Source organism: Mitsuaria sp. MSU3D, assembly GCF_056867975.1.
This window is the reverse complement of the sequence record NZ_CP200314.1, coordinates 1,596,333-1,608,480: the sequence shown is the minus strand read 5'-3', so window position 1 is coordinate 1,608,480 and position 12,148 is coordinate 1,596,333. Positions and strand designations below refer to the sequence as shown.

The 12,148-nt window shown below is 68.5% G+C and carries 11 protein-coding genes; 9 read left to right on the top strand and 2 right to left on the bottom strand.

Features of this window, described 5'->3' with window-relative positions; translation table 11 throughout:
* Positions 1-4: 4 nt before the first annotated feature.
* On the bottom strand, positions 5-613 hold the full coding sequence (locus AC1VNM_RS07280; RefSeq protein ID WP_483106390.1) for an aspartyl/asparaginyl beta-hydroxylase domain-containing protein: 609 nt from the start codon (positions 611-613) through the stop codon (positions 5-7).
* Positions 614-778: 165 nt separating this feature from the next.
* Between AC1VNM_RS07280 and AC1VNM_RS07275 the strand changes: the two genes are divergently transcribed.
* The 5 genes from AC1VNM_RS07275 to AC1VNM_RS07255 all read left to right on the top strand — a co-directional run bounded on the left by AC1VNM_RS07275 (position 779) and on the right by AC1VNM_RS07255 (position 7,632).
* Positions 779-1,762, top strand: a complete 984-nt coding sequence (locus AC1VNM_RS07275; RefSeq protein ID WP_483106389.1) for a Tll0287-like domain-containing protein — start codon at positions 779-781, stop codon at positions 1,760-1,762.
* Entirely contained in the window at positions 1,759-3,084 is a 1,326-nt protein-coding gene (locus AC1VNM_RS07270) for a serine/threonine-protein kinase (protein ID WP_483106388.1), read from the top strand. The genes AC1VNM_RS07275 and AC1VNM_RS07270 overlap by 4 nt, the downstream gene beginning before the upstream one ends.
* A gap of 76 nt (positions 3,085-3,160) precedes the next feature.
* The gene (locus tag AC1VNM_RS07265; protein WP_483106387.1) at positions 3,161-5,626 is read left to right on the top strand and encodes a helicase C-terminal domain-containing protein; all 2,466 of its coding nucleotides are present in this window, start codon (positions 3,161-3,163) and stop codon (positions 5,624-5,626) included.
* A gap of 33 nt (positions 5,627-5,659) precedes the next feature.
* A complete protein-coding gene (locus AC1VNM_RS07260; protein WP_431103554.1) occupies positions 5,660-6,742 on the top strand; it encodes a zinc-binding metallopeptidase family protein in 1,083 nt (360 codons plus the stop codon).
* Complete coding sequence (locus AC1VNM_RS07255; protein WP_431103553.1) at positions 6,739-7,632, top strand: transglutaminase-like domain-containing protein; 894 nt, start codon at positions 6,739-6,741, stop codon at positions 7,630-7,632. The genes AC1VNM_RS07260 and AC1VNM_RS07255 overlap by 4 nt, the downstream gene beginning before the upstream one ends.
* Before the next feature lie 34 nt (positions 7,633-7,666).
* On the opposite strand, the gene AC1VNM_RS07250 is transcribed toward AC1VNM_RS07255, so the two are convergent.
* Complete coding sequence (locus AC1VNM_RS07250) at positions 7,667-8,749, bottom strand: helix-turn-helix domain-containing protein (protein ID WP_483106386.1); 1,083 nt, start codon at positions 8,747-8,749, stop codon at positions 7,667-7,669.
* On the opposite strand from AC1VNM_RS07250, the gene AC1VNM_RS07245 reads away from it, so the two are divergent.
* The 4 genes from AC1VNM_RS07245 (at position 8,748) to AC1VNM_RS07230 (ending at position 12,082) form a co-directional block, all read left to right on the top strand.
* Positions 8,748-9,773 (top strand): SDR family NAD(P)-dependent oxidoreductase, encoded by a 1,026-nt coding sequence (locus AC1VNM_RS07245; protein WP_483106385.1) that lies wholly within the window; start codon positions 8,748-8,750, stop codon positions 9,771-9,773. The genes AC1VNM_RS07250 and AC1VNM_RS07245 overlap by 2 nt on opposite strands.
* An 11-nt stretch (positions 9,774-9,784) precedes the next feature.
* Positions 9,785-10,081: a YciI family protein gene (locus AC1VNM_RS07240; protein WP_483106384.1), complete on the top strand. Its 297-nt coding sequence runs from the start codon at positions 9,785-9,787 to the stop codon at positions 10,079-10,081.
* 189 nt (positions 10,082-10,270) lie between these two features.
* Positions 10,271-10,999, top strand: coding sequence for a GntR family transcriptional regulator (locus tag AC1VNM_RS07235; protein ID WP_483106383.1), 729 nt, complete (start codon positions 10,271-10,273; stop codon positions 10,997-10,999).
* Positions 11,000-11,107: 108 nt separating this feature from the next.
* Positions 11,108-12,082: a Bug family tripartite tricarboxylate transporter substrate binding protein gene (locus tag AC1VNM_RS07230; RefSeq protein WP_483106382.1), complete on the top strand. Its 975-nt coding sequence runs from the start codon at positions 11,108-11,110 to the stop codon at positions 12,080-12,082.
* Positions 12,083-12,148 lie beyond the last annotated feature (66 nt).

Sequence of the window (12,148 nt, the reverse complement as noted above, 5' to 3'; positions counted from 1 at the left end):
GCGTTCAGCCCATGCGCAGACGCCGCGAGAACTCCATGTAGAGGATGACGCGATCGGTCGGCGACTCGTTGAGCACGAAGTGGTCCAGCGAGCCGTCGAAGATCAGCGGCTGGCCGCTGACGAACTGGCGGAACTCGCCTGCCACGTTCAGATAGGCGTAGTTGCGGTGGGTCGCGGTCACCAGCGGCAGGTGCAATTGCAGCAGCTGCTCCTCGCCGATCTCCGGATGCGTGTGGACCGGCAGCATCGCGCCGGCATTGAGCTGGGCAAACGCAGCGACCTTGATGAGGCCGCCCAGCGAGCCCAGCATCGCCATCGTCCGCGCAAGTACCGGGTCGACGCGCGGCACCGGCGCCCCGAAGCCCACCAGGGCGTACTGCAGCCAATCGGGGTTGCCGCCGCCCGGGCCCCAGCCTTCCATCCAGCCGAACGCGTACCCGGCCGCCAGATAGCCTTCCAGGTCGCGCAGGACCTCCTCATGGCGCTTTCCGTGCCGGTTCATGGCCATCACCGGGGCGCGCAGCCGGAGGAATTCGTCGCGGATCGTCTCCCATTGCCCGCACAGGGTCCGCAGCTGCGGGAAGTCGTCGATGTCGTGGAATGTCGTCTTCATGGTCCGTGCGTAGTGCGGACGACGAGTCCATGTGTTCTCCCAAGTTGATGCCAGTCGCCCACCGTCGCAGCGACATGCATCGACGACTGCATCCGTCCGGCCGTCGGCTCCGTAAGTCCTTCATCGAGACCGACACCCACCGCCCGGTGGGAGCCAAGGACACGCATGAGCCGCATCGACGACCCCCTCTCCAGCCGCACCGGGGCAGGCCTCCCGATCTCCCCCTCGCGCCGCGTTGCCGTGCGCCACCGGCCCGGGTACCGCCTCCCGCACCTGAGCCTGCTGGCGAAGTTCAACCTCATCTTCCTGGCGGTGTTCCTGGTCGGGTTGGCGGCCACGGGCTTCCTGGCGCGGCGATGGCTGCAGGACGGCGCGCAGGAGCAGGTCGCCGACCGCGCCCGGCTGCTGATGCGCAGCGCTGGCGCCGTCAACCAGTACACCGCGGACCACATCCGTCCGCTGCTGGAAGGCCAGTTGCGCGAGCGCTTCGTGCCCGAGGCCGTCCCCGCGTTCTCCGCGCACGAGGTGCTGGCCACGCTGTCCAAGGCCTATGAGGACTACAGCTACAAGGCGGCCATGCTCAATCCCACCAACCCGCGCAACCGGGCGGTGAGCTGGGAGGAGGACGTGATCTCGCAGTTCGCGCGCCGGCCCGCGCTGACGGAGTTCATCGGGCGCCGCCAGACGCCGACCGGCGAAGCGCTCTACATCGCGCGGCCGATCCGGATCGGCAACGCGGCCTGCCTGGGCTGCCATGCGTCGCCGCAGACCGCGCCGCCGACGCTGGTGGCGCGCTACGGTCCTTCCAACGGCTTCGGCTGGCGGCTCAACGAGACGCTCGGCGCCGAGGTCGTGAGCGTGCCCATGACGCTGCCGTTGAAGCAGGCGTCGCAGACCTTCTGGCTGGTGATGGGCGCGCTGACGGCGGCCTTCCTGGTCATGGGCGCGGCGCTCAACCTGATGCTCTGGTACCTGGTGATCCGGCCGGTGACGAATCTGGCGCGGATCGCGGACCGGGTGTCGCTCGGCGAGGACGCACCGCCCTTCGAGGCCCGCGCGAACGACGAGATCGGCGTGCTGACCGTGTCCTTCGCGCGCATGCGCCGCAGCCTGGATCAGGCGATGGCGATGCTGGAGGGCCGCGCATGACCGACACGAAGACCCCTGGCGATGCCGCCTTCCACGCCGACGCCGTGAGCGACCCCGCAGGCGGCCCGGCCCGCATCGGCAAGTACCTCCTCCGAGGCCGGCTCGGGGAAGGCGCGATGGGCGTCGTCTACCGCGCCTTCGATCCGCACATCCAGCGCGAGGTGGCCATCAAGGTCCTGCGCCGCCAGTTCGAGGACGTCATCGGCGAGACGGCTCCCGAAGACTCGATCACCGCGCGCTTCCGCAACGAGGCGCGCGCGGTCGGGCGCATCGCCCATCCCGGGGTCGTGACCATCTACGACTTCGGCGAGGTCACCGAGTCGGCGGCTTCATCTCCGAACGCCGGCTCGGGTGCTGACACGGGGGCCAATGCCGGCGCGAGCATCGTCTCGGGCGCTGGCGGCTTCGCCTTCCTCGTCATGGAGTTGGTCGACGGCCGCGGGCTCGATCAGATGATCAAGATCGCGAGGCCGCCACTGGGCTGGTCGCTCGAGGTGATGGACCAGTTGCTGGATGCGCTCGGCTGCGCGCACGACCGTGGCGTCTGGCACCGCGACATCAAGCCCGGCAACCTGCTCATCACGCGCGACAACCGGGTGAAGCTGACCGACTTCGGCATCGCGCGCATCGCGGACCGGCACCTCACGCAGGTCGCCTCGCAAATCGGAACGCCGGGCTACATGGCGCCGGAGCAGTACCTCGGCGGTCCGATCGATCACCGCGCCGACCTCTTCGCCTGCGGCGTGCTGCTGTACCGGCTGGCGACGGGACGCTCGCCCTTCAGCGGCGCACCCGAGGCGGTGATGTACCAGACGCTGCATCAGGAACCCGCGGCGCCGAGCGCGCTGCGGCCGGGCGAACTGCCGACGGCGCTCGATGCCGTCGTTCGACGCGCGATGGCCCGGGATCCGCGCCATCGCTTCGCCGACGCGGCGGCCATGCGCGCGGCGCTCGCGGACATCGCAGCGGCCGGCGGCCCGGCGGCGGGGTTGGCCGACAGCTTTGGCGATCGCACGGTGGTCCAGCCTCGCCACGATTCGGCTGCAAATCCGATCGCAACGTCGACGAGAGGGTCCGGCGCAGGATCGAGTGCAAGGCGCGGTCTGGATGCGGCCCTCGTCTCCCAGGTCGAGCGCGCCCTCGCGACGCACATCGGACCGTTGGCCAGGCACCTCGTCTCCCGCGACCTCGCGCAGAGCGCCAACGTCGATGAACTCTCGCGATCCCTCGCGCGCCACATCGCCGATGCGCCAGAGCGGGAGCAGTTCATCGCGACCGCGGCCGCGCTGGCAGCCACGGCCGCCGCCGGCAAGGCGCCATGAGGCGCATGACACGGCATGACGCCTCGTGATTTGAGATACTGTATGCATCAACAGTGATCAAGCCTGACCCCATCCCGTGCCCTACACCGTCGCCGTCCGCGAGCTCTGCGAGTTCACCGCCAAGCAAGGCGACCTGGACCTGCGCTTCACGCCCGCGCCCACGGCTCAGGAAGGCATCGCCGGACACGCGCTCGTGTATGAGCGCCGAGGACCCCGCTACCGACGGGAACTGACGCTCAGCGGCGAGTTCGGCGAACTCCGCGTGCGAGGTCGTGCCGACGGCTTCGATCCCGATCGTCGACGCCTCGAAGAGATCAAGACCTTCCGCGGCAGCCTCGATCGCCAGCGGCCCACGCACCGCCGACTGCACTGGGCCCAGGCCAAGGTCTATGCCTGGCTGCTGTGCCAGGCCGAAGCACTGCCCGACATCGAGGTCGCGCTCGTCTACCTCGACCTCGGCAGCCAGGAGGAGACGCTCCTGACCGAACGCTGCAGCGCGGAGGAACTGCGCGCGCACTTCGAGTCCCTGTGCGAGCGATTCCTCGCGTGGGCGGTTCTCGAGCTCGCGCACCGGCAGCAACGCGACGCGGCGCTCCAGGCGCTGCAGTTCCCGTTCGGGGACTTCCGCGTCGGACAACGGCCGCTGGCCGAGGCGGTCTATCGCGCCGCCGCGACGGGCCGCTGCCTGCTCGCGCAGGCGCCGACCGGCATCGGCAAGACGATGGGCACGATCTTCCCGTTGCTGAAGGCCGCGCCCGGGCAGCGCATCGACAAGATCTTCTTCCTGGCGGCGAAGACCTCGGGACGGCAGACCGCGTTGAACGCTCTTCAGCGTCTCGTCGAAGTCGCCAACGGCAACGGCAACGCCAACGGCAACGGCAACGGCAACGGCAACGGCAACGGCAACGGCAACGGCAACGGCAACGGCAACGATATCGACGACGACGACGTCGGGGGCCACGACGCCGATGCCAACGGCGCCGGTGCGACAAGAACCGCCGTGCCTCTGCGCGTGCTGGAGATGGTCGCGCGAGACAAGGCCTGCGAGCACCCGGACAAGGCCTGCAACGGCGAGTCCTGCCCCCTCGCCAAGGGCTTCTACGACCGCCTGCCCGCCGCCCGTTCGGCCGCGCTGCAGGTCGACCAGGCGACCGCACATGACGCCGGCGTCGCACTGACGCGGACCGCTGTGCGCGAAGCGGCCTTGGCACACGACGTCTGCCCGTACTACCTGAGCCAGGAACTGGCGCGCTGGGCCGACGTGGTGGTCGGCGACTACAACTACTACTTCGACCACGGCGCCCTGCTGTACGGACTGACGCAGGTGAACCAATGGCGCATCGGTCTGCTCGTCGACGAGGCGCACAACCTCGTCGAACGCGGCCGCAAGATGTTCAGCGCGACGCTGTCGCCGGAGCGGCTGTTCCAGGCGCGACGGTCGTCCGGCGCGACGGCGTCGCCGCTCGTGCGCAAGGCGCTCGACAAGGTGCGCCGCGCCTGGCGCGCGATCGACAAGGCGCAGGCCGAGCCTTATGCGGCCTACGAGGCCTTCCCCGAAGCCTTGCTGAGCGCACTCCAGCACAGCATCGGCGTGGTCTCGGAACACCTGGCCGCCCATCCCGACGAGGTCGATCCCGCGCTGCTCGATTTCCATTTCGAGGCGCTGCACGTGACCCGCGCGGTGGAGTCCTTCGGGCCGCACTCGCTGGTGGACGTCCAGAAACCGGCGGGCTTCGGTGCCAAGCCGGGTCCGTCGGTCATCTGCATCCGCAACATCGTCCCCGCGCCGTTCCTGAAGCCGCGACTGGCGGCCGCCCACACGAGCACGCTGTTCTCCGCCACGCTGCAGCCGCAGGCCTTCCACGCGGACCTGCTCGGACTGCCGGAGAACCACGTGAGCATCGACGTGCCCTCGCCCTTCGACGCGAGCCAGCTGCAGGTGCGCGTGGCCTCACACATCTCGACGCGCTACCAGCATCGGCGCGCCTCGCTGCAGCCGATCGCCGACCTGATCGCGGCGCAGTACCGCGTCGCGCCCGGCAACTACCTGGCCTTCCTCAGCAGCTACGACTACCTGGAACAGGTGGCGGAGCTGCTCGGCGACCGCCACCCCGGCGTGCCGCAATGGCGCCAGTCGCGCCGCATGAGCGAAGGCGAACAGCGCCAGTTCCTCGATCGCTTCACCGATGAGGGGCGCGGTGTCGGCTTCGCGGTGCTGGGCGGCGCGTTCGCGGAAGGCGTCGACCTGCCGGGGCGCCGGCTCATCGGCGCCTTCCTGTCGACGCTCGGCCTGCCGCAAGTCAACGCGGTCAACGAGCAGATCCGCGCGCGCATGGAGAAGCTCTTCGGCGCGGGCTACGACTACACCTACCTCTACCCCGGTTTGCAGAAAGTCGTGCAGGCGGCCGGCCGGGTGATCCGCACGACCGAGGACCGCGGCGTGGTCCACCTGATCGACGACCGCTTCGCGCGGGCGGAGGTGCAGCGGCTGTTGCCGGCGTGGTGGGCTCAGCCAGGGACAGCAAGACACGCCAGGGAGTGAGGCAGGCCCCATGCTTGCCAAGGGGAGGCTGACATGACCTCCCCCCGCGTCTATCGCTGCACCTGCGGCCACCGCCTCTACTTCCGCAACAGCGCCTGCCTGATGTGCAAGGCGCCGCTCGGCTTCCTGCCCGACGACCTGGTGCTGCACGCGCTGCTGCCCGGCCCGACCACCGCGACCTGGTGCATCGACGGCGTGGACGGCGTCTTCACCCGCTGCGCCAACTTCCACACCGCCGCCGGCTGCAACTGGCTGCTCCCGCTGGATGACCGGCGCAAGGGCCCGTTGTGCGTCGCCTGCGCGCTGAACCGCACCATTCCGAACCTATCGGATCCCATCAACGCCGAACTCTGGGGACGCATGGAGCGCGCCAAGCGGCGGCTGGTGTCGCAGCTCCTCGGGCTGCGCCTGCCGGTGGTGCCGAAATTCGAGGCACCGGACCGCGGGCTCGCCTTCGACTTCCTGCGCACCCTGCCCGGCCAGCCGCGCGTGATGACGGGACACGCCTGGGGCGTCATCACCATCAACATCGAGGAGGCCGACGACGCCAAGCGCGAAGCCGCCCGGCAGCGCATGGGCGAGTCCTACCGGACGCTGCTCGGGCATTTCCGCCACGAGATCGGTCATTACTACTGGGACCGGCTGGTCTCGGGCACGTCCTGGCATGAGCCCTTCCGCGCGCTGTTCGGCAACGAGCGCCAGCCCTATACCGACGCGCTTCAACGTCATCACCGCACCGGCCCGCCGCCGGACTGGTCGCAGCGCTTCATCACCTCGTACGCCAGCGCGCATCCGTGGGAGGATTGGGCGGAGACCTGGGCGCACTACCTGCACCTGCGCGACACCATCGATACTGCCGGCAGCTTCAAGCTGCTGAGCACCGTCGACGAGATGCGGCCCTGGCCCTACGGACTCGACGACCTCTGGTCGCCGGGCCACGCCACCGGACCCGCCTTCCTGCGCCTGCTGCGCGACTGGCTCGCCATCACCAGCGTGATGAACGAGATGTCCCGCGCGATGGGCCAGCCCGACTTCTACCCCTTCGTGCTGCAACGCCGGGTCGTCCCGAAGCTGCACTTCATCCATTGCGTCGTCGAGAACGGCAGGACCCCATGATTCGCCTCGATCTCCACTTCGAACTGGACTACCGGATCGACTCGCCGCATGGCGACTTCGTGTTCAACATCCAGCCGGCGCACACGGCGGCGCAACACGTCCTGCAGGAGAGCGTCGTCCTGACGCCCGAGGTGCCGTGGCGTTCGGAGACGGTCGCCAGCACGCGCAACCGCCTGCTGCGCCTGCGCGCGCCGCAGGGCGATCTGCACCTGACCTACACCGCCAGCGTCACGATCGAGCACGGCATCAGCGAACCGGCCTTCATCGACGAATGCCCGATCGATCAGTTGCCCGTCGAGCTGCTGTCCTACCTGGCGCCCAGCCGCTATTGCGAATCCGATCGCCTCATCCCCTGGGCCGAGGCCGAGTTCGGTCATCTGCCCTCGGGATACGCGCGCGCCGCCGCGATCGCGGCGTGGGTGCAGCGGCACATCGCGTATTCCTCGTACGGATCGACCACGCAGACCACCGCGCTCGACACGCTGACGGACCGGGTCGGCGTCTGCCGCGACCAGGCGCACGTGATGATCGCGCTCTGCCGGGCGCTCTCGCTGCCGGCGCGTTACGTGACCGGCACCGACTACGGCGCCGACCCGACCAAGGCGCCGGACTTCCACGCCTACGTGGAGGTCTACCTCGGCCGGCGCTGGTACACCTTCGATGCGTCGGGCACCGGCATCCCGATGGGCTTCGTGCGCATCGGTACCGGACGCGATGCGGCGGACGTGCCGTTCGCCACCTTGTACGGCCAGGTCCAGGCGCCGTTCGCACCGCTGGTGCGCGCAAGCGCGTGCGAAGGGCCGGGGCTGCGGCTGCCCGTTCACGTGAGCAGCGCCTTGTCCACCGATGGCGATTCAGCGGGGTGTCATCTCGCGCCCGCCGCCGCGTGATCGCCTGCGGCCGGCCGCCGTTTCCGCGCGGGTGTCACGCCTCGTTCGCCGCGCCCGCGGACGCCAGGAAGCTCGATCGCACCGCATGCGGCGTGCTGCCCGTCCAGCCTTGAAACGCACGGATGAAGGAGTTGGGATCCTCAAAGCCCAGGAGGAAGGCGATCTCCGCGCCGGACAGCGAGGAGTTCTGAAGGTAGTGGTGGGCCAGCGCGCTGCGCAAGCCGTCCAGGGTCTGCTGGAAGCTGCTGCCCTCCTCTTGGAGCCGCCGTTGCAACGTGCGGCTGCTGACCCCCAACTTGCGACAGATCGCCTGCATCGACAACTCCCCGGCGGGCAGCGCCTCGAGCAGCGCACTGCGCACCCGCTCCGCGGTGGTGGCGTGCCGGTCCAGATCGGCGAGGCGTTGCCGCAAGGCGGGCTCGAAGAAGGACCACATGCCGTGATTGGCGGTCAGGAATGGACGTCGCGCGTCCTCTGCCGAGAAGACGACCGTGGGCATCGGTGTTCTTTCGACCGGGACGCCGAAGTAGTCCGCGTAGGCCAGCGCCTCCGGTGCCGACTGCGGCGGCTGGGGCCATCCCACCCTCACCACGTGCATCGGGCTCCGAGTGGCCAGTCGCGCCAGTTGGACGAGGAAAACAATCTTGAAGGCCATCAGCACGGGCGGGGGCGCCAAGGCGCGGTCCAGGAACTCCAGCGCCACCGTCGTGCGACGCTCGGTGCGCTCGACATGCAACGCCATGGGGCCACTCAGACGTTTGTACTTGGCCAGGCGTGCGAGTGCGCCATCCATGTCGTCGCTGCACAGCGCCACGAAGAGTTCAGGCTCGAACCAGTCGGACGACATCCTCTGCGCCAGGCGCAAGGGCACGGGCAGTTGCCCGGCAGTCGCCTCTGCCTCGAGCGCCGCCCATAGCTTGAAGTAGGTCTGGGAGTCGAGGCGCGTGCTCGCGCGCCCGAACAGATCGCCAGGCAACTGGGCCCGGCGCAATACGTTGGCGCCATTGACACCCGCGTCGTGCATCAGCAGCAGCCAGCCCGGCCAGATCGCAAAGGTGCCTGCGTGCGCCAAGCGGCCCCCTGGCAGCTTGGGGGCGACGGCGTTGTCGTCTTTCATGACTTCAGTTTACGAGCGGCCTTCGCCGGGCACACCAGCGGAACGCGCCAAGCTGCGCGGTCTTGCTGGCGGGTTTCGCATGTCGATTGGCGCGATGAGCGAGTGCGCTGGCGCCGATGCCTGGGCACAGTGGCCCTGTTCCTTGAACCCGTCCCCGGGCCCGTCGCCCGGCCACCCCATCGCTGGCAGAAGCCGACGGCTCGGCAGCAAGAAAGCAAAGACCATGAAAAAGACCGTTTTGATCACCGGCGCCTCGTCCGGCTTCGGCCTGATGCTCGCGACACGCCTGCAGCAACAGGGCTTCGAGGTGATCGGCACCAGCCGCGATCCGGAGAAGGCGGCCAAACTGCCGTTCAAACTGCTGCGGCTGGACATCGACGATGACGCGTCCATCGAGGCCTTCACGCGCGAGTTGTTCCGGCAGGCCCCGCGGGTGGACGTGCTCGTGAACAACGCCGGCTACATGGTGACCGGCCTGGCTGAAGAGACGCCCTTGGCGCTCGGACGCCAGCAGTTCGAGACGAACTTCTGGGGCACGGTCAAGGTGACCAACGCCTTGCTCCCGCACTTCAGGGCGCAGAAGGCAGGCCAGATCATCACCGTCAGTTCCATCGTGGGACTGATCGGTCCGCCGAATCTGTCCTACTACACCGCCTCCAAACATGCGGTGCAGGGCTATTTCAAATCCCTTCGCTTTGAACTGGACCAGTTCAACATCAAGGTCAGCATGGTCGAGCCTGTGTGGTTCAAGACCAATCTGAGTCACAACGCCGTCGCGGCCAAGGCCGGCAAGATTGCGGACTACAACGACTATCGCAAGCAGGCGAACGCCGCCACGCAAAAGGGCATCGACGAAGCGCAGTCGCCCGCCCCCGTCGTCGCGACCATCGAAAGGCTGATCAAGACCCGGCACCCGAAGTTCAGCAACCCGGTCGGCAAGATGACGGGAATGATTCTCTTCCTGCAAAGCTACATGCCGAAGATGTTCGAGAGCGAGATTCACAAGAGTGTCCGCACGGCTTGATCGGGACCACGATGAAGTACTACCTCTGCAAATTCATTCCGCCACGCAAGGATTTCCTCGCCACGATGTCGGACGTCGAGAAGGATCTGATGAAGCGTCACGGCGCTTATCTGAACCGCCTGTTGGCGGAGGGATTGATCGTTGCGCACGGCCCGGTCATGGATCCGGCCGGCGGCTATGGCGTCTCGCTCTTCCGGATTGCCGACGAGCAGACCATTGAGGCCCTCACTGCCGAAGATCCCATCGTCAAGAACGGCGTGGGCCACTATGAGCACCATGTGATGCTCAGTCTGGCGGTGGGCGCCTGAGCTTTCATCGCCATCGATCACACGGACCCAAGCGCGACCCAGGCGCCGTCGTGTGCCCCGCTGCCACGTGATCGTCGCGCGCTGTCGCGCCATGGCGCGCGGCGGCGCCGCTGACCGCAGTTCGCACCGTGACAGGCAAGGCCTGGATCCTGGCTTTGTCCATTTCGTCTGATCGTATACGATAGACGAATGCTCCCATGGATCACCGACACCTCCCCCGACCTGCTCGCCGATGTGCGGGACACGTCGCTCGCCAAGCTCGTCCGCGACGAGGTGCTGAACGCCATCCTCCGCGGCGACCTGCCGCCGGGGCAGCGCATCAACGAACCGGATGTCGCGGCGCGCCTGCGCGTCTCCCGCGTCCCCGTGCGCGAGGCGCTGCGCGAGCTCGAAAGCACCGGTCTGGTCGCCGCGCGCAAGCACGCCGGCGTCTTCGTGCGAGTGCTCGATCCCAAGGAAGTCGCCAACCTCTACGAGCTGCGCAGCCTGCTGGACGGCCACGCCGGCCGCCGCGCCGCGGCGCTCGACCGCCCCCGGCGCGACGCGCTCGTGAAGCGGCTCGTGACGCTCGGCCGCGAGATGAAGGCGAATGCGCGCCGCCGCGACGTGCAGGCCTATTACGCCGCCAACCTGGCCTTCCACTGGGCCATCGTCGAGGCCACCGACAACGAGCCCCTGACGCGCACCTACCAGGGCATCGTCCAGCAACTGCACCTGTCGCGGCTGCGGAACCTGTCGCGCGACGTGGGCATGAAGGTCTCGATCCTGGAGCACGACCAGATCGTCGCCGCGCTCGACGACGGCGACGCCGCGCTGTGCCAGCGGCTGCAGGAACACCACGTCAACGCGGCGCACGGTCGCCTGCTGGAGACGGAAGGAAAGAGCGAGGACGCCAGCGGGAGCGACAGCAAGAGCTAGCAAAGGCTGGCCGGAGGCGGCAAGACCTGGCACCAGCATCCATCAAAGCAAGAACGAGGGCCATCACAAGAGCCCCGCCTTACCGCGCTTCACCCCGGAGACAAACCGATGACCAACCGACGATCCGTGCTGATCGCCGCCCCCGCGTTGCTGCTCACCGCAGGACGCTCGTGGGCGGCGGACAGCTTCCCCAGCAAGCCGATCCGCTACATCGTGCCCGTGGCCGCGGGCGGCGGCAGCGACTTCATCGGCCGCGCCGTCTGCGACCGCTGGGGCCATGCGCTGAACCAGACCTTCGTGGTCGACAACATCGGCGGCGGCGGCGGCGTGATCGCCACGCAGGCCACGGCCAAGGCGCCGCCCGACGGCTACACGCTGATGCAGGGCTACGTGGCCACGCACGGCACCAGCCCCGCCACGCGCAAGCTGCCCTACGACGCGGTCAAGGACTTCAGCCCCATCGGCATGATCGGCGGCACGCCCAACGTGCTGGTCGTCAACAGCGCGGTGCCGGTCAACGACCTCAAGGGCTTCATCGAGTACGCCCGCAAGAACCCCGGCAAGCTGAGCTACGGCTCCTCGGGCGTGGGCTCGCTCACGCAGCTCGTGATGGAGCTGTTCAAGCAGCAGTCCGGCGTGTTCATGCTGCACGTGCCCTATCGCGGCATCTCGCCCGCCTTCACCGACCTGATGGGCGGCCAGACCCACGCGATGTTCCCGGGACTGGCCGCGGCGCTGCCGCACATCCGCTCCGGCCGCGTGAAGCCGCTGGCGGTGACCGGCACCGCCCGCAACCCGACGCTCAAGGACGTGCCCACGCTGATCGAGGCCGGCTTCAAGGGCTTCGACGCGATGCAGTGGTACGGCGTCGTCGGGCCGGCCGGCATTCCCGCGCCGCTGGTCAAGCAGCTCAACGCGACGCTGAACACGGTGCTCAAGGCGCCGGACATGCGCGACAAGCTGGCCGCCGAGGCCGTCGATCCGACGGCCATGAGCCCCGAACAGTTCGGGCATCACATCCAGGCCGAGGTGGCCCGTTGGACCGCGCTGGCGCGCGACCGGAAGATCCAGGTCGACGACTGAGACACCCGATGAACAGACGGCTCGAAGCCGACCGGACCACCGACCAGACAGCCGCCCGGACCACCG

What these genes read in the sequence shown, in the direction of transcription:
- AC1VNM_RS07250 (WP_483106386.1), bottom strand. Translation starts at nt 8,749, where the DNA reads ATGAAAGACGACAACGCCGTCGCCCCCAAGCTGCCAGGGGGCCGCTTG.
- AC1VNM_RS07280 (WP_483106390.1), bottom strand. Translation starts at nt 613, where the DNA reads ATGAAGACGACATTCCACGACATCGACGACTTCCCGCAGCTGCGGACC.
- AC1VNM_RS07255 (WP_431103553.1), top strand. Translation starts at nt 6,739, where the DNA reads ATGATTCGCCTCGATCTCCACTTCGAACTGGACTACCGGATCGACTCG.
- AC1VNM_RS07270 (WP_483106388.1), top strand. Translation starts at nt 1,759, where the DNA reads ATGACCGACACGAAGACCCCTGGCGATGCCGCCTTCCACGCCGACGCC.
- AC1VNM_RS07275 (WP_483106389.1), top strand. Translation starts at nt 779, where the DNA reads ATGAGCCGCATCGACGACCCCCTCTCCAGCCGCACCGGGGCAGGCCTC.
- AC1VNM_RS07235 (WP_483106383.1), top strand. Translation starts at nt 10,271, where the DNA reads ATGCTCCCATGGATCACCGACACCTCCCCCGACCTGCTCGCCGATGTG.
- AC1VNM_RS07230 (WP_483106382.1), top strand. Translation starts at nt 11,108, where the DNA reads ATGACCAACCGACGATCCGTGCTGATCGCCGCCCCCGCGTTGCTGCTC.
- AC1VNM_RS07245 (WP_483106385.1), top strand. Translation starts at nt 8,748, where the DNA reads ATGACTTCAGTTTACGAGCGGCCTTCGCCGGGCACACCAGCGGAACGC.
- AC1VNM_RS07240 (WP_483106384.1), top strand. Translation starts at nt 9,785, where the DNA reads ATGAAGTACTACCTCTGCAAATTCATTCCGCCACGCAAGGATTTCCTC.
- AC1VNM_RS07260 (WP_431103554.1), top strand. Translation starts at nt 5,660, where the DNA reads ATGACCTCCCCCCGCGTCTATCGCTGCACCTGCGGCCACCGCCTCTAC.